Source organism: Companilactobacillus furfuricola (assembly GCF_003946325.1).
In the GTDB taxonomy this organism is placed as follows: Bacteria; Bacillota; Bacilli; order Lactobacillales; family Lactobacillaceae; genus Companilactobacillus; species Companilactobacillus furfuricola.
Map to the genome: position 1 here is coordinate 1 of NZ_RHNT01000048.1, position 16554 is coordinate 16554.

The 16554-nt window shown below is 40.1% G+C and carries 16 protein-coding genes; 9 read left to right on the forward strand and 7 right to left on the reverse strand.

Annotation, left to right across the window (positions count from 1 at the left end; translation table 11 throughout):
- Positions 1-369 precede the first annotated feature (369 nt).
- Together EKM78_RS10115 and EKM78_RS10120 are read left to right on the forward strand one after the other, a co-directional pair.
- Positions 370-909 (forward strand): methylated-DNA--[protein]-cysteine S-methyltransferase, encoded by a 540-nt coding sequence (locus EKM78_RS10115; RefSeq protein WP_125771896.1) that lies wholly within the window; start codon positions 370-372, stop codon positions 907-909.
- 28 nt (positions 910-937) lie between these two features.
- Positions 938-1441 carry an acyl-CoA thioesterase gene (locus EKM78_RS10120; RefSeq protein ID WP_125771898.1) on the forward strand — a complete coding sequence of 168 codons (504 nt, stop codon included), beginning with the start codon at positions 938-940 and terminating at the stop codon, positions 1439-1441.
- Positions 1442-1612: 171 nt separating this feature from the next.
- On the opposite strand, the gene EKM78_RS10125 is transcribed toward EKM78_RS10120, so the two are convergent.
- Both EKM78_RS10125 and EKM78_RS10130 read right to left on the reverse strand, forming a co-directional pair.
- The gene (locus EKM78_RS10125) at positions 1613-2242 is read right to left on the reverse strand and encodes a pentapeptide repeat-containing protein (RefSeq protein WP_164507300.1); all 630 of its coding nucleotides are present in this window, start codon (positions 2240-2242) and stop codon (positions 1613-1615) included.
- Positions 2243-2515: 273 nt separating this feature from the next.
- On the reverse strand, positions 2516-3178 hold the full coding sequence (locus EKM78_RS10130; protein WP_125771902.1) for an HAD hydrolase-like protein: 663 nt from the start codon (positions 3176-3178) through the stop codon (positions 2516-2518).
- Positions 3179-3876: 698 nt separating this feature from the next.
- Here EKM78_RS10130 and hflX point away from each other — a divergent pair.
- The 6 genes from hflX (at position 3877) to EKM78_RS10160 (ending at position 10905) form a co-directional block, all read left to right on the forward strand.
- Positions 3877-5163: a GTPase HflX gene (gene hflX, locus EKM78_RS10135; RefSeq protein ID WP_125771904.1), complete on the forward strand. Its 1287-nt coding sequence runs from the start codon at positions 3877-3879 to the stop codon at positions 5161-5163.
- 150 nt (positions 5164-5313) lie between these two features.
- The gene (locus EKM78_RS10140) at positions 5314-6948 is read left to right on the forward strand and encodes a peptide ABC transporter substrate-binding protein (RefSeq protein ID WP_125771906.1); all 1635 of its coding nucleotides are present in this window, start codon (positions 5314-5316) and stop codon (positions 6946-6948) included.
- Positions 6949-6966: 18 nt separating this feature from the next.
- The gene (gene opp3b, locus EKM78_RS10145) at positions 6967-7899 is read left to right on the forward strand and encodes an oligopeptide ABC transporter permease (protein WP_125771908.1); all 933 of its coding nucleotides are present in this window, start codon (positions 6967-6969) and stop codon (positions 7897-7899) included.
- Positions 7899-8921 carry an ABC transporter permease gene (locus EKM78_RS10150; RefSeq protein WP_125771910.1) on the forward strand — a complete coding sequence of 341 codons (1023 nt, stop codon included), beginning with the start codon at positions 7899-7901 and terminating at the stop codon, positions 8919-8921. The genes opp3b and EKM78_RS10150 overlap by 1 nt, the downstream gene beginning before the upstream one ends.
- A gap of 11 nt (positions 8922-8932) precedes the next feature.
- A complete protein-coding gene (locus EKM78_RS10155; RefSeq protein WP_125771912.1) occupies positions 8933-9982 on the forward strand; it encodes an ABC transporter ATP-binding protein in 1050 nt (349 codons plus the stop codon).
- The gene (locus EKM78_RS10160) at positions 9982-10905 is read left to right on the forward strand and encodes an ABC transporter ATP-binding protein (RefSeq protein WP_125771914.1); all 924 of its coding nucleotides are present in this window, start codon (positions 9982-9984) and stop codon (positions 10903-10905) included. Before EKM78_RS10155 ends, EKM78_RS10160 begins: the two co-directional genes overlap by 1 nt.
- Positions 10906-11106: 201 nt before the next feature.
- On the opposite strand, the gene EKM78_RS12995 is transcribed toward EKM78_RS10160, so the two are convergent.
- The 4 genes from EKM78_RS12995 to thiD form a co-directional block, all read right to left on the reverse strand.
- Positions 11107-11277, reverse strand: a complete 171-nt coding sequence (locus EKM78_RS12995) for a hypothetical protein (RefSeq protein ID WP_211334362.1) — start codon at positions 11275-11277, stop codon at positions 11107-11109.
- A gap of 193 nt (positions 11278-11470) precedes the next feature.
- Complete coding sequence (locus tag EKM78_RS10165) at positions 11471-12043, reverse strand: TIGR01440 family protein (protein WP_125771916.1); 573 nt, start codon at positions 12041-12043, stop codon at positions 11471-11473.
- 6 nt (positions 12044-12049) lie between these two features.
- Positions 12050-12556, reverse strand: coding sequence for an ECF transporter S component (locus tag EKM78_RS10170; protein WP_125771918.1), 507 nt, complete (start codon positions 12554-12556; stop codon positions 12050-12052).
- A 27-nt stretch (positions 12557-12583) separates the two neighbouring features.
- On the reverse strand, positions 12584-13360 hold the full coding sequence (gene thiD / locus EKM78_RS10175) for a bifunctional hydroxymethylpyrimidine kinase/phosphomethylpyrimidine kinase (RefSeq protein ID WP_125771920.1): 777 nt from the start codon (positions 13358-13360) through the stop codon (positions 12584-12586).
- Positions 13361-13474: 114 nt separating this feature from the next.
- On the opposite strand from thiD, the gene EKM78_RS10180 reads away from it, so the two are divergent.
- Positions 13475-14878, forward strand: coding sequence for an aminotransferase-like domain-containing protein (locus EKM78_RS10180; protein ID WP_125771922.1), 1404 nt, complete (start codon positions 13475-13477; stop codon positions 14876-14878).
- Positions 14879-14917: 39 nt separating this feature from the next.
- Here EKM78_RS10180 and EKM78_RS10185 read toward each other — a convergent pair whose 3' ends face one another.
- The gene (locus EKM78_RS10185) at positions 14918-15880 is read right to left on the reverse strand and encodes a 2-hydroxyacid dehydrogenase family protein (protein ID WP_125771924.1); all 963 of its coding nucleotides are present in this window, start codon (positions 15878-15880) and stop codon (positions 14918-14920) included.
- Positions 15881-16554: the final 674 nt, after the last annotated feature.

Sequence of the window (16554 nt, forward strand, 5' to 3'; positions counted from 1 at the left end):
GCTTCCTATTATTTTTGGGACATATTCTCTCTAGATTACTTACTCTTTTCTCGGTTCGCGGGACTTTGCTCCGCTCAATTTGTTTCCTGACTTATATTGCTGTTGTTGCTTTTTCCTTGTTTGCTGGTTAGAGAAGTGGGAATATATATTTTCTTCTCTTACTTTCGCTTCTTGCTCGCGCACTCGTTCCTCGTGCTCTTGCCTGGTTCTGGTGCTTTTCTGTTTTTCTCTATTTATTTATTTCTTGCTTGTGTGCTCGTTCCTTGCACACTCGCTTTCAGCCGTTGTTTTTGTTTTTTTTATTTGTTATGTGGTTTGTTGTGATGAGTTATAATAATTTCAATATTGTTCCTGATTGGAGGTTTTTTCATGCTTTCTCGTTCACTTTATTCTTCGCCTCTTGGTGATATGACTATTTTGACTGACTCTGATTCTGTTCTTGGTCTTTGGTTTGATGGTCAAGCTCATTTTGGTAGTCACTTTGATTTGAATTCGATTTCTTCTGTTGACGATTCTATTGCCGCTTCTGTGACTTCTTGGCTTGATGCTTACTTTGCCGGGGAACGGCCTGACTTTTCTGCTTTGTCTTTGAATCCTCAAGTTACCGCTTTTCAGAAGCGAGTTTTAGATGTTCTTCGCACTATTCCTTACGGCTCTGTCTGGACTTATCGTGAGATTGCTAAAAAATTGTGCTCTTCTCCTCGTGCTGTTGGGAATGCGGTTGGTCGTAATCCGATTTCTATTGTTATTCCTTGTCACCGGGTTGTGGCTGCTGATGGTTCTTTGACTGGTTATGCTGGTGGAATTTCTCGTAAGATTTCTTTGTTGGAGCATGAAGGTGTTGCTTTGAAACATTTAAATACAAATCCTAGTATTAATTCTTCTACTAATGAAGTAATATCAAAGTAAAGAACTTTTTATAAAGGATTGGTTATTTATGACTTCGCTTAAGTGTAAAGATACTCTCTCGATTACTAATCACCGCGTCTTTGCTTCCGATTTGAATGAACACGAGACGGTTTTTGGTGGTCAAATTTTGTCTGCCATCGACAATAATTCGTCAATTGCTGCATCTCGGGCTGCTCGGATCGAAACGGTTACTGCTTCGGTCGACCAAGTTAACTTCATGCATCCCTTTGTTTTGCAAGATTCTCGTTGTGTTGAATCATACGTAACTGGAATCGGTAAAACTTCCATCGAGGTATTTACCAAAATCATTGGTGAACATTTAAAAACTGGTGAAAGATTCCTCGGACTCACTTGCTTTTCTACCTTTGTTCTAATTGACAAAAACGTTGAATTACCGGAAATTGTCCCCGTTAGTGCCGAAGAGCAATACGTTTGTGCTGGGTATAAGCAAAGAAAAATCGATCGTGCGGAAAAATTAAAAGAACAAGTTTCTTTGAACAAACACATCTCATTGAACTTCCCTTGGGATTAAAACACAGAGAGCGTAAGGCGACGGTCAGATGCTGTCGCCTGGAGCTCGTTTCCTCCGTATAACGATCAACATCTCACCCAAAAATAAAAAATTTTAGTTATAAACAAAAAAGTAACAATGCGCAGAAAATTCCAGCATTGTTACTTTTTTTTAATTCCCAAATTCAATCCACTAAATCCGTACTCCAAGATACATCATCGCAAAGAAAGCGGCCTGCTCCCGATTGATTTTTAATCCCCGCAAGCCAAATTCATCGATTTCGATTTTTTCAAACCGACAACTACTCAAATCGATTCCTTTTAACTTAGTGTTCAAGATCATCATTTCATTTAAATCACAGTCGGTAAATTTGACTTGTCCTAACTTGTTATCGTTGAAGCTGACGTCTTTTAGACTACTCTCGGCGAATGACGCACCCTTGAAAGTCAGTTCATTCAAATTAGCAAAATCCAACAAACAATTTTCAAACTGTACATTGTTAAAATAAGATCCCGTAAAATCGGTCCCCATCATTTTGCAACCGACGAATTTTACGCGAAAAATACTCGAATTATTCAAATGGCAATTCGATAGGTCGCAATTTTTAAAAATCACGTCCGTTAGATCTAGCTTTTCAAAATCGCACTCACTAAAAGTCACGTGTTCAAATAAACTTTGCTCGAGCATCGGATGGTTGATACTTTGTCCTTCTATCACTTCATTTTTGACATGATTATTGTTGAATAAAAAATCTTCTTCATCAAATATTTTGAAAAATGAAGCTTCTGTTAAGTATTCTTCAGAAAGTTTTGGTTGTTCCATTTCGACCTCCAATTGATTCATTACTTGGATAATAACAAATTTTTGGTTTAAAAAAATTAGAAAATAATTCGACATTTTCTATCCTTTTTCCTATTTGGAGTCGAGAATTTTCCTGAACTTTTATTTTAATTTTGCCTCACAGACATTATTTCTTAAAAATTCTCAGAAAAAATTAATTATATTTTTTCAAAATGCTATGATATCAGCTTTTTACAGAAAAAATTTAAGAAAAAAAGACCCCGGATCACAGTTGATTTCGTGATCCAAAGTCTGTTACTTGTTTTCCAAGATTGGTAATACTTCATCCAGGGTACTTACTTCATACGTTGGCCGAGCTAGATCTGTTGGTTTGTCACTGTCGCGATTGACCCAGATCGAATCCCAATCCATTGCACTGCATGGCACGATGTCGTATCCGTATCCTTGGGCGATATGAATATGATTTTTGGCGGTGAATTGGTAATTGTCTTCAACTGCTTTGAAGAAATTTAAATTTGGTTTATGGGCGTGAACATCTTCTGCTGTCCAAACATCGAATGGGACTTTTAGGGCTTCCAAATTCTTGGGCATGATGCTCCATGCTGAATTAGACATTATGATCAATTTGTATCTCAATGATAATAATTTTTCTAAAGTATCGATCACTTCAGGAAATGGTTTGAGATCTCGATGTGCTTCTAAAACATCAACATAATATTTTTCAAATTTGTGCTCTAAGCCGAATTGATAGTCTAACTGGATCAAATCATTGCGCATCAACAAGTCATAATCGACGTATGGATGCGTATTTGCGGGATTTTCGCGATAGGCGACAAACCGCTGCAAGGCTGTTTCACTATCGACTCCGATATCTTTAGCAATATCTTTGACCCTGTTATACAAAGTATCCTCATTTAACAACGTTCCATAGACATCGAACGTTAAAAATTTATCCATCTTTTTCACCCCATCTGTATAAAAGTATTTATAAATTCATTTTACCATTTATTGTGATATTTTTAACAATATTGTTGAAATGCATTGATATCAAAGACTAGGTCTGAATTATTAATCGTGTTATGATTAAGTGGACTCATTAATGTACTTTTATTTTGAAGAGAGTTTTTAGGAATGGTTGGTTGGGTTAGGCCACTGTTTTGTTTTATTGGTATCTGACGTTTGTTGGGTTATTCCGGACTTTTATTGGTTTGGTGCCAAACGTTTGTTGGTTTATTCCAAACCTCTATTGATTTGGAATAAACGTTGCTTGGTGTATGCCAAACTTCTATATGATTGGTGCCAAATGTTGGTTGGTTTATTCCAAACCTCTTTATGGTTGGTGCCAAACGTTGCTTGGTGTATACCAAACCTCTATATGATTGGTGCCAAACGTTGCCCGCTTTATAGTGGAAACGAGCTCCGGGAGATAGCGGCCTCCGGTTAACACGGGTGGTCGCGGCGTGGCTTTGCCACACCTTGTGCGACCACTCGCGTTAATCCTCAGCAGCTGACCATCTCCCTCCGCTCTCTATTTTAATTGAAAGGTTTTGATTATTATGCGTTTATTACGCTTGAAGAAAGCAGCTACTTCTGCATACAAATAATTTACTGGCATTGAATCACCCTGGGGTGTTTAGTGCCACCAGGAGGACAATTTGGAAGACACAATTAAATATACGGAAAGAGTTATCGTTGCTGGAGTTAGTCATTTACAGTCTGCCTTTGATTATACGATGGACGAGCTTTGCTCTCTTGTCGAAGCTAATAATATGGAAGTTGCCGATGTGATCAAGCAAAATGCTGACACTGTTAGTGGGGCTACTTATTTTGGTGCTGGTAAGGTTACTGAAATTGCTCAGATCGCTAATGCTGATGACGTGAAGACGATTGTTTTAAACGATGAACTTACGCCATCACAGATCCGCAACTTGGAAAAAAGCACGAAGTTATCTTTTATGGATCGGACAGAGTTGATCCTGCAAGTATTCTCTAACCGTGCTCACACAAAGCAAGCGAAACTCCAAGTAGAAATCGCTAAATTACAATATCAATTGCCACGGATCCATCCGTCAGGAAATCCATTGGATCAACAATCTTCATCCGGTGGTCTGGCCAACCGTGGTGCTGGTGAAACGCAACTTGAATTGGACCGTCGGGTCATTCGTAAACGTATCACCTACTTAAAAAAGCAATTAGCTCAAGTTGAAAAAACGATCGATGTGCAAAGTCGCAGACGAACAAACACATCCCTACCAGTAGTTTCCTTAGTTGGTTACACTAACGTTGGTAAATCAACAACAATGAACGGTTTGTTGAATTTTAACAAAGACGATTCAACCGACCGTAAAGTTTTTGAAAAAAATATGCTCTTCGCTACCTTGGACACTAGCGTTAGAAAAATCGATCTAGAGGATAACACCAGTTTTCTGCTGTCAGATACGGTTGGTTTCGTCAGCAAGTTACCTCATAATTTGATCGAATCTTTTAAAACAACGTTAAAAGAAGCTTCCGATGCCGACTTGCTAGTACAAGTGATCGATGTTTCCGATGACAATTGGCGCAATATGATCTCAGTGACCGAGCAAACTTTAAACGAAGTTGGCGTTAAAGGAAAGCCAATGATCTATGCTTTCAATAAAGCTGACTTAAAACCTGGTCAAGAATTTCCAATGATCGAGGGCGACAACGTCTTCTATTCCGCATTGGATAAGGATTCTATCGCCAAATTGGTAGAACTGATCAAGATCAAGCTTTTTAGCGATTATCAAGAAGTTACCCTACTAGTTCCTTATAAGGATCAAAAAATCGCTGAGGAAATCCTTAGAAGTGCTCAAATAATTTCCAAGGATTTCACAAATGACGGGTCAATTATTCAGGCGAACTTAAGTCCGGAACAATTTGACCGCTATAACGAATACGTCCAAGAAAAAGCCCTGAAATAAGGGCTTTTTTTTGTTTTGTAATTTCTTTAATATTTGGCTACAATATTTAATGACTGCGATTAGAAATATTTTAATTAGAAAGTATTGTGATTAATTTTAGAGGATAGTATTCTAATAGTATTGCAGGTTTTATGTTATAGGGAGGTAAGTATGAAAGCTCGGAAGTATTTATTGGCGCTCATACCACTTTTTGGTATGGTGCTCCTTTTAGCTGGCTGTGGATCAGCCACGGAAAAAGACAGTAAGACTACCCTTGCCATCAGTGCCAGCGATGTTATTGCATCAATGGATTCATCGATCAATACTGATGTTATTGGGGGGCAAAATATCACTAACACCATGGACGGACTTTACCGATTTGACGGGAACAAATTGCAGCCTGCCATGGCTACTAAAATCGTTAAACCAACTAATAACGGCTTAACGTATACATTCCCACTTCGCCACGCTAAGTGGTCAAATGGAAAGCCCGTTAGAGCACAGGATTTCGTTTATGCTTGGAGAAGAACTGTTGATCCCAAGACAGCTTCACAGTATGCATACATATATGAAGGAATCAAAAATGCAGCGGACATCAGTGCTGGCAAGAAACCAGTTAACTCATTAGGAGTTAAGGCCTTAGATGACCATACACTTCAAGTTACGCTTGACGATCCGATCCCATTTTTCAATAAATTGGTCGCCAATGCCGTTTTCTTCCCACTGTATAAACCATCAGTCGAAAAAGCCGGTAAACAATACGGACTCAACAGTGACGGCATGGTCTTCAACGGTCCTTTCAAACTCGTCAATTGGCACGTTTCTGACAACAGTTGGACTGAAGTCAAGAACAAGAGTTATTGGAACGCTGATAAAGTTAAGTTAAATAAAGTTGAATTTTACGTCACGAAAGACCCTAATACTGGTCTTAACTTATACGATGCTAATCGGATCAACCGACTAGAAAAGATCAGTGGTGATACTGCCCGACAAGTTTCCAGCTATGATACTTTCTCAATCGATAAAGAAGCATCAACTTTCTACATTGAACCTAACCAAAAGAAGTATGCTTTCTTCAGAAACAAGAAGATCAGACAAGCCATTTCTTACTCGATCAATCGTGATCAATTGAATAATAATGTTCTGGGTAAGACTACTGGATTCACTACTTCAGTCGTCCCTTCTGGAATGTCGAACAATCCAGAAACTAACGTTGATTTCACCAAAGAGCCAGAGATCGAAAGCGTTAAGAAATACAGCTCCTACAATCCAAAACTCGCTAAGAAGCTTTGGAAAGAAGGGATCAAAGAAACTGGTCAAAAGAATCTAAACTTCACTCTCTTAGGTGATGATACAGACTCAGCAAAGAAGCAAAATGAATACATCCAAGGTCAAATGGAGAAGAATCTTCCTGGTTTGAACTTGACCTTGAGTAACGTCCCATTCAAGTCACGTTTGACTAAGTCCACTAACGGGGACTTCGATATGGTCGTTACTGCCTGGAATGCGGACTATCCTGATCCTTATTCATTCTTACAGATCTTCATGTCAAATAACGCTCAAAACAACAGTAAGTGGTCAAACAAAGAATTCGACGACTTAGTGAAGAAGAGTGCTACAACGGATGCCAACGATGAAATGAAACGTTGGGACGACTTATTACAAGCTGATAAGATCTTGACTGAAGAACAAGGTGTCATTCCGCTTTACCAGTACTATCAAGCAAACTTAACTAGAAAAAATGTCAAAAATTATGTCGTCTCGCCAAACGGTATGTACAACATAGTTACGGCTTACAAAAAATAATTAGGGAGTTGGGGGAAAATGACTAAATATATACTCAGAAGAATCTTGTATCTCTTCTTGACTCTGTTCATTATTGCTTCGATCACCTTCTTCTTAATGAAGATGTTGCCTGGTACACCGTTTACTAACCAAAATCGGCTTTCGCCAGAACAATTAGCTATCGTCAAAGCTCAATATGGATTAGATCAACCAGTCTTTATTCAATATCTACGTTATATGGGAGGCTTGTTCCAAGGAAACTTAGGAACATCGTTCCAATTCAATAACGAACCCGTTACACAATTGATCGGTCAAAGACTTGCTCCATCAATGCAGATCGGTGCTCAAGCTATGATCGTCGGAACAGTTCTCGGTATCCTTTTAGGTGCCGTAGCTGCCATCAGAAAAAACACTTGGGTCGATACTTTAGCAACATTCATCTCCATCTTAGGATTATCGATCCCATCTTTCGTTTTAGCTGTTTTATTACAATTCTATCTAGCTTACAAATGGCAAATTTATCCAGTTGCTCTCTGGGACAACTTCCAATCAAGTGTCTTGCCAACATTAGCTTTAGCGGCTTTACCACTAGGTAATGTCGCGCGATTCATGCGAACGGAAATGGTCGACGTTATGAGTAGCGACTATATCGAATTAGCCAAATCCAAAGGTAATTCGAACTGGCAAGTTGTTACTAAACACGCCTTGAGAAACTCATTGATCCCGGTAGTTACGATCATCGGACCAATGGCTGTTTCAGTTATGACTGGTTCCATGGTGGTCGAGAACATCTTCTCGATCCCTGGTATCGGTGAACAATTCGTTAAATCGATCACCACTAATGACTACCCAACGATCATGGGACTTACGATCTTCTATTCATTCTTGTTGGTCTTAGTAATTTTGATCGTCGATATTCTTTACGGTTTGATCGATCCACGAATTAGATTAGGAAATGGGGGGAAAGAATAATGGAGCAAGTTCCAAAGATCCCAAAAGAAAAATTTAAACTACTTCATAAAAAGGATGATCAAGCTCAAGAAAGTCTTGGTACTCCTTCACTAACATACTTGCAAGATGTTAAACGTCGACTTTTTTCCAATAAAGTTGCGACTGTTTGTTTGATCTTGCTCGGAATCATGGTATTGATCTCCGTATTCGCTCCAGTAGTAGCACCTCACAATCCTAATACTCAACGGGTCGAGTATTCTAACTTGCCACCTAAGATCGGTAATTTAGACATTCCTGGCTTTAACGGTATGCAAAATATGGATGGTAAATCTGTTGATGCCTACAAGGAAGTCGGCGCTCCTAAAGGAACTTATTACATTTTAGGTACTGACTACTTAGGTCGTGACCTACTTTCTAGAATCATTTATGGAACTAGATTATCCTTGATTGTTGCCGTGCTCGCTACCTTGGTCGATCTGATCATTGGGCTGCCGTATGGTATCGTCTCCGGATGGAAAGGAGGAAAGGTCGATACCTTCTTACAGCGTATCATCGAAATCGTATCGTCCGTTCCTAACTTAGTCGTGGTAATTTTAATGATGATCATTTTAAAACCAGGTCTAGTCTCGATCGTCATTGCTATTGCCCTGACCGACTGGGTCACGATGGCCCGACTGATCCGGGCGCAAACGTTCCAGCTCAAGGAGCAAGAGTACATCTTGGCAGCTAGAACGTTAGGTGAATCCTCCACTAAAATTGCAACAAAGCATTTGATCCCTAATTTGTCATCTACGATCATTATTCAAACTATGTTCACGATCCCGAATGCCATCTTCTTTGAAGCATTCTTAAGTTTCATTGGGATCGGGATCCCTGCACCAAACGCATCACTAGGTACACTTCTATCTGACGGTCAAAAGGCGTTCAGATTTTTGCCTTACCAAATGTGGGCCCCAGCCTTGATCTTGTCGATCATCATGATCGCAACTAACTTACTCGGCGATGGCCTACGTGATGCCTTTGATCCACAATCATCAGACTAAGGAGAATAGTAATGGAAAAAATACTAGACGTTAAAAATTTAAACGTAGACTTTTCAACCTATAACGGTACTGTCCATGCTATTCGAGGTGTCGACTTCCACTTGAACAGCGGCGAGACCCTAGCTATAGTTGGTGAATCTGGTTCAGGTAAATCAGTTACAGTTCGTACAGTTCTACAATTAATGGCTAAAAATTCCAAAATATCTAAAGGTGAGATCCTCTATCACGATGAGGACCTCCTGAAGAAATCCGAAAAAGAAATGGATGACATTCGTGGTAACAAGATCTCAATGATCTTCCAAGATCCAATGACCTCGCTTGATCCTACCATGACGATCGGAAAACAAGTGGCCGAACCACTTTTGATCCACAACAAAGTTTCCAAATCAGATGCCTTAAAACGTGCCGAAGAAGTGCTCCGTTTAGTTGGTATCCCTAATCCAAAAGCAAGAATGAAAGACTATCCTCATCAATTTTCCGGTGGTCAAAGACAACGGATCGTTATTGCGATCGCCATCGTTAATTATCCTGAGATCTTGATCGCTGACGAACCAACGACTGCTTTGGATGTAACTGTCCAAGCTCAGATCATTGATCTTTTGAAAGAGCTACAACAAAAAATCGGGACTTCGATCATCTTCATCACCCATGATCTCGGCGTCGTTGCCGGTATTGCCGACCGCGTTGCCGTTATGTATGCTGGAAAACTAGTTGAATACGGCAATGTCGATGAGATCTTCTACAATCCACAACATCCCTACACTTGGGGCTTGCTTGACTCAATGCCAACACTTGATACTGACGACCAAAATCGTCTCAACTCGATCCCAGGTACACCACCAAACTTGTTGAACCCACCAAAGGGTGATGCCTTTGCGCCAAGAAATGCTTACGCAATGGAGATCGACGAAGAGGAACAACCACCATTTTTCAAAGTATCAAAAACGCATTATGCTGCAACTTGGTTGCTCCATCCCGATGCACCGAAGGTTGAACCACCAAAGTCGATTCAAGAACGTTTTGAAAAATACCAAGAAATGTTAGGAGGCAGCGTCAAATAATGGCTGACGAAAAAACACCGATCGTACAAGTTAAACATTTGAAGCAATATTTCAACATCGGCAAAGCTAACGAAGTCAAAGCTGTCGACGACATTTCCTTCAATATTTATAAAGGTGAAACTTTTGGATTAGTTGGTGAATCTGGTTCTGGTAAAAGTACTACAGGAAGAAGTATTATCCGTTTGTACAATCCTACTTCCGGACAAATTTTGTTCGAAGGCGACGATATCAGCAAGATCAAAAATCGTTCACCAAGAATGAAGCAATTCCGCCAACAAATGCAGATGATTTTCCAAGATCCATATGCTTCATTAAATCCTCGGATGAAGGTTAAAGATATCATCGCTGAAGGCTTGGATATCAATGGTTTAACGAAAAACGACGACGAACGGACTCAACGTGTTGAAGAGTTGTTAGATATGGTCCACTTGAATCCTGAACATATGTCACGTTATCCTTATGAATTTTCTGGAGGGCAAAGACAACGGATCGGGATCGCTCGAGCTTTGGCGGTTGATCCTCAATTCATTATCGCTGATGAGCCAATCTCTGCTTTGGACGTTTCTATCCAGGCACAAGTCGTTAACTTGTTGCAAGATATTCAAAAACAACGAAACTTGACTTATATGTTTATTGCTCATGATCTTTCTATGGTTAAGTATATTAGTGATCGGATCGCTGTTATGTATAGTGGTAAGATCGTTGAGCTGGCCTCTTCTGATGAGATCTACAATAATCCTCTGCATCCTTACACGCAGAGTTTGCTTTCGGCTATTCCGGTGCCGGATCCTGAGGTTGAGAAAACTCGTGAACGGATCGATTTTGATCATAAGAAGCATTTTTCTGACGATCAGAGATTGCAGGAAGTTCAGCCTGGGCATTTCTTGTACTGTAATGATGAACAGGCTACGAAATATCGTTAATAAGTTTTTAAGTCGATCACTTGGATCGGCTTTTTTTTATTGATGTAAGAGAGCTATGGCAGACAGTGGCGTTTTTCTTTGCTGTGTTCCGTTAGTTTGTTTGGTTAGCTGGGGTGTTGAGGTAGTATTTTGGTTGAGTTTTACCGATTTATTTTGTGCAAATCGGCACTTTTTGCTCGTCCTATTTCTCACATGTCTATCTCAATTCCATTCTTGGTTTGTAAGATCTAAATCAAAATCTAATTCAAAATCTAGTTCATAATCAATAGCTCTTTTTATTTTCTTGGTATTTGTTGTGATTTTATATTTTTGCTGAAATTTATTGTATTCATGGCTTTTGTTGTGTTCGATTATTATATTCAAATATTTCAAAAGTGCTCTATATGGCTATAGGTTAGGATTTGTTTTTCTACTTTGATTATTTTGAAATGCTCTTGCAACGATGGTAAATTTCTTGCAGAATAAGGCCTTAATGAACACTTGTTGCAATTACACACCGGAAAATCTTTTTTATTCTTTCCAAATAAAAAAATCCCAGCCGTTTTTTGCTGGGATTTTTGTGGTTCTATTCTGGTACGTATTCTTGGTGTTCGATTGGTTCATAGTTGGCTCTTTCGCCGCCGACGTATTTTGGTCTGGAACGTAGAGCTGTTACGTGGGCTCCTCCTAATTCTTTGATCGATGGACGAACTGGGACTTGTACGAATTTTACGTGCATGCCAATCGATGTATCGCCGATGTCTAATCCGGCTTGAGCTACTATATGTTCTACTTCTACTGGATCATCGAATTGTTGAAAAGCTGCTACTGAACATGCTCCTCCTGCATGCATGGCTGGGACTACTGACACTATCTCAAAGCCTTTTTCTTCGGCTACTTTTCGTTCTACTACTAGGCTTCGATTAATGTGCTCGCAGCCTTGGACTGCTAAATTGATGTTTAATGGTTTTAATTTCTTTAATAGTGTATAGATGATTCTTCTGCCTACTTCAGGGTTAGAGTCTTTTCCGATGTGTCCTCCAACCACTTCACTGGTAGAACAGCCTAAAACAAAGACGTCATTTGGTCTTAATTTGGCTGCATCTAAAACGTCTTGGATGATTATGTCTAAATTATTTTCTAAAGTATCCAACTCCATTACTTATTACCCCTTTACCCAATTTGGTTTGATTTTGACTAGACTGCCTACTACTAGGACGCTGACTGCGACTCCAAAGCCTACTTGCATCAAGTTGCTTGGAATCGAAGCTAATCCTGCTGGCCAGCCGAATAAGAGACTTGTGGCAAAATAATAGCCAACGACCATGATGGTACTTCCTGCTAATAGTGGTAGTAAAATATTTAGCAGCGTCAATTTCTTATTTTTCGTCATGAATCCAACCGTAAATCCTTGCAATCCGTGGATGACTAATGAAAATAGGCACCAAACTGGATAGCCAGAAATAATATCGATCAAAAATCCACTGGCACCGCCGACGACTAAGCCGACAGGATTTCCGAATAAAATAGCACTAGTATAAATCCCGACCTCGCAAAGTGTCACTAATCCGTGTGTTCCAGGAACAGGAATAACTACTAGGATTGACATTGCGACGGTCAGCGCGGTTAAAATTGCCGCTAATACTTCTTGTCTGATTCGAGTCTTTTGCATATTGATCCTCCAATATAGTAAAAAAATTTATAGTGGGAAATTGCGGCTAGCTGCCTGCCAGACGCTACCTACGGGATTGCCGTGAACGATCGCTGCGTAGACAAATGATTTGGCGTCTTCGACTGAATTCTCGATCGAATTGCCTTTTGCAAGTCCTGAAGCCACAGCAGCTGAAAAGGTGCACCCTGCACCATTGGTGGTTGAAATATTAGCCTTCGGATTCTTAAAAATGCAGTCACCATTTTCTGTTAATAAATAATCGACCGCACTATGACCAGCCATTCGACTGCCACCTTTAATGACAACATTCGGACAACCTTGATCCTGGATATCTTTTGCCGCTTGCTTCATGTCTTCCAGCGATTCGATCTGTCTGCCACTGAGCTTTTGCGCTTCAACCAAGTTAGGCGTGACCACCAAAGCTTTGGGCAATAACCGTTTAATAGCTTGTAAATATGACTTATCACAATCAGTACTGCCTTCTTTAAAAACTAAGACCGGATCGAGGATCAGTGGTGCCGTAATGTCACTCAATTTATCTGCAATTAATTGAACATTATCGACATCACCGACTAAGCCGATCTTTATCGCAGATAGTTTCATTTGCGTAATGATCGAGTCCAATTGGCTTTCTAAAAGATGTTCGTCCAAAATCTTGATCTGAACTTTATCTTCAAAAATACTAGCAACACTAGTAATCACGCTGACACCAAAGAGGTCGAATTCTTCGAAAGTCTTTAGATCAGCCTGCAATCCGCCACCAGCTAAACTGTCAGAACCTGCGATCGTTAATACGTTGTTCATAAAACTACCTCCTAATTTTTCTATTATTTATTGAATAGCACAAATTAACAACCACCAATTGGTTTGTTTTTGACCCAACCAATTTGTATAATAACAATAATAAGGAGATAATTTATGATAAATTGGTCCAACAATCTACCTGATATCAAGCCAAAATATTTAGCGATCATTCAACTGATCAAAACACTGATCCAAAACGACGAACTCATTCCTGGACAAAGGCTTCCTTCAGAACGTAGTCTAGCTCGTTGGTTCTCGGTCGACCGTTCAACAGTCAATCGAGCACTGAGCGAACTAGCCGCCCAAGGAATAATTTTTAAAAAAATGGGTAGTGGTACTTTTATCGCTGAAACACCTACGCTTAAGCCGCAGACTATCAGTATCAACTGGCAATCGCTACTCGAACCTGTTACCACGCAAAAAGATAATATTGAAGATCAACTGATGCAGGCGCGGATCTTGAACAAAGGCGAATTGATCGATGGAGCGGCTGACGAATCGCCCGCGGATCTGATCCCTGATATCGGCTCTTTCAATTTCGATTGGGAAAAGCATCTGGAGAATCACAAATACGCTTCTACCGGATATCAACCACTGATCGACACATTAGGACATCATCCCCAGATCAAGCAAAATATCGACCTCGCTCAACAAACTTTGATGGTCTCGGGTGGTGCCGCTCAGTCGCTGCTATTAGTACTGAGTAGTTTGTTGAGTGCCGGTGATGCCGTAGCCTTTGCCACACCATCTTATTTCAACGCTACGGCAGTTTTTCAAACCCTCAGTATCCGGACATTTGCCGTCCCACTGAACTATAGCAACTTTGACATCGACCAACTAGAGGACACCATCGTCAAACACCGCATCAAATTGCTGCTACTCAACCCCACATTTGAAAATCCGACTGGTGAAACACTGACTTTGTCCCAAAGAAAACAGATCTTGGGCGTTTGTCAGCAATACCAAGTAGCGGTAATCGAAGATGACGTTTTCGGATGGTTGTCAACGACGAATAACCTACCAACATTGAAGGAATTGGCACCCGCCAACGTTATTTACATCAGTTCAATGTCAAAATTGCTCGGCAAAGGTACTCGGATAGGTTGGATCATCGCCCCACAAGCGATCGGACAACACTTGTTGCAAGTTCAGAGCAAATTAGACATGATCCCCAGCATGTTAGCCCAGGAAATGGTCAACATGGTCATCAATCGAACTAGCTTTTTACCAGAATTAAATCAATTGACCAATACCTTGGAAAAAAGATGCAACGACGTCGCTAAAATTTTTCACGAATACCGACCAGATTGGCAATTTGACATCCCCGCTGGTGGGTTCTATCTTTGGGTAACGCAATCGGACGGCGATATCTTCAACCAATTGCTCGAAAAAAATATCCTCGTCAAACCTGGCGGAATCTATGGATCGGACAAATTCAGCTTCCGTTTCAATGTCGCGAGAATGAACGAAACTCGATTACAACAATTAAAAGATCGCTTAGACACAAAAAAAGCGTAATGAGCAGGATCATCCTAATTCATTACGCTTTTTGAATTTCTATTTATTCACGATATACTTAATCTCATTTCCAGAATCTGCAGCAATACAGTTATTTGCGACGATCGAAGCCATAGCATTCCGAGCTTCGACCGTGGCATTGCCAATGTGTGGCGTCAAGATGACATTTTGCAACTGTTTGAATCCATCGTCAACTTGTGGTTCTTTTTCGTAGACATCTAAAGCTGCCCCTGCTAATTCCTGAGCCTGCAAAGCTTTGAGCAATCCTAATTCATCAATAACTGCCCCCCGAGCAGCATTGATCAACAAGGCAGATTTCTTCATAGCTTTGAATTCTTGTTCACCTAAATAATGGTGTGTTTGCGGCGTATCAGGGATATGGAGCGTGATAATGTCAGAATCCTTCACCAATTCTTCTTTGGTAACAAACTTAGCACCTAGCTCAACTTCACGATTTCTAGGCAATTGATGACGTTGAGTATAAAGGATCGGCATATCAAAAGCATGCATTCTTTTAGCAACTTGTTGTCCGATCTGACCCATGCCAATAATCCCCAAAGTCTTACCACTCAATTCATGACCCAAAAAGAACAGCGGAGCCCAACCATTAAACCCAGGTCCACGCATAACTTGGTCACCTTCAACAATTCGATGAGACAAGCTAATGATCAATCCAGCAGTAACCTCCGCCGTCGAAGTAGCAGAAACAAATGGCGTATTAGCAACAGGAATACCCTTTTCTTTAGCATATTCAGTATCAATATTGTTAAAACCAGCACCGAAATTAGCAATAAGTTTCAATTTAGGTGCAGCATCAATAACATCCTCATCCACCTTAGTAGATAAAGGCGTGATCAAAAAGTCAGCATCAGCAACACCTTTCTTCAATGCCTCTTGACCAATCAACTCATCACCAGAAAAAATTTCAACATCCAAACCAGCTTTTTCCAACAGCTCGCTAGCAGCACTAGGAATCTCTCCTGCAATAAATACCTTAGACATATACTCACCCTTTCCAAAAAAATCTATTCATCTCGATTATGGACCATCAAACGTCTCTTTGAAAGTTAGAATCTATAGAAAACATCCCTTGATAATCTTCTAATAACAAATGCAATGTTTAAGTCGTTGAGTTTGTCAATGTAAATGATGTTGAGACTGCATTTTTAAAGTGAATGTATCTAGTATTTTAGTTTTACATCTCCGAACAAGAAAATAAGAAAAAGGCGAGAGTACGAGAGAAGTGAGTGCGCAAGCCAAGAAGCAAAAGCCAGAGAGGGAAAAACATATTAACTCTTATCGAGCATACAAAGAAAAAAGCCATGAAATCAACAATGTACCCCAGAAATCAAACATGAGCGGAGCTTTAGTCCCGCGAACCGAAAAAAAGATCAGTGATTCAAACAGAAAAAGGACCGCAACAAAACAAGGAAGCACCTATTCCCACCAGAATAGATAAAGCCTGAGATAGACATGTGAGAAATAGGACGCGCAAACAGTGCCAATTTGTACAAAATAAATCGGTAAAACTCAACCAAAGGGGGGATTATGTCTCTATCTAGACGGAGGGGCCCGGGGATACAGACCTCAGTGGTGAAATTCCTACCAGATGTCAAGCTTAACCCGCAATATATCAATATTTTATTCATTGATTAGTAATTATACTATGGATATAT

Excerpts from the sequence above, each read along its gene's own strand:
- EKM78_RS10115 (WP_125771896.1), top strand. The coding sequence starts at position 370 with ATGCTTTCTCGTTCACTTTATTCTTCGCCTCTTGGTGATATGACTATT.
- EKM78_RS10120 (WP_125771898.1), top strand. The coding sequence starts at position 938 with ATGACTTCGCTTAAGTGTAAAGATACTCTCTCGATTACTAATCACCGC.
- EKM78_RS10125 (WP_164507300.1), bottom strand. The coding sequence starts at position 2,242 with ATGGAACAACCAAAACTTTCTGAAGAATACTTAACAGAAGCTTCATTT.
- EKM78_RS10130 (WP_125771902.1), bottom strand. The coding sequence starts at position 3,178 with ATGGATAAATTTTTAACGTTCGATGTCTATGGAACGTTGTTAAATGAG.
- EKM78_RS10140 (WP_125771906.1), top strand. The coding sequence starts at position 5,314 with ATGAAAGCTCGGAAGTATTTATTGGCGCTCATACCACTTTTTGGTATG.
- opp3b (WP_125771908.1), top strand. The coding sequence starts at position 6,967 with ATGACTAAATATATACTCAGAAGAATCTTGTATCTCTTCTTGACTCTG.
- EKM78_RS10150 (WP_125771910.1), top strand. The coding sequence starts at position 7,899 with ATGGAGCAAGTTCCAAAGATCCCAAAAGAAAAATTTAAACTACTTCAT.
- EKM78_RS10155 (WP_125771912.1), top strand. The coding sequence starts at position 8,933 with ATGGAAAAAATACTAGACGTTAAAAATTTAAACGTAGACTTTTCAACC.
- EKM78_RS10160 (WP_125771914.1), top strand. The coding sequence starts at position 9,982 with ATGGCTGACGAAAAAACACCGATCGTACAAGTTAAACATTTGAAGCAA.
- EKM78_RS10165 (WP_125771916.1), bottom strand. The coding sequence starts at position 12,043 with ATGGAGTTGGATACTTTAGAAAATAATTTAGACATAATCATCCAAGAC.
- EKM78_RS10170 (WP_125771918.1), bottom strand. The coding sequence starts at position 12,556 with ATGCAAAAGACTCGAATCAGACAAGAAGTATTAGCGGCAATTTTAACC.
- thiD (WP_125771920.1), bottom strand. The coding sequence starts at position 13,360 with ATGAACAACGTATTAACGATCGCAGGTTCTGACAGTTTAGCTGGTGGC.
- EKM78_RS10180 (WP_125771922.1), top strand. The coding sequence starts at position 13,475 with ATGATAAATTGGTCCAACAATCTACCTGATATCAAGCCAAAATATTTA.
- EKM78_RS10185 (WP_125771924.1), bottom strand. The coding sequence starts at position 15,880 with ATGTCTAAGGTATTTATTGCAGGAGAGATTCCTAGTGCTGCTAGCGAG.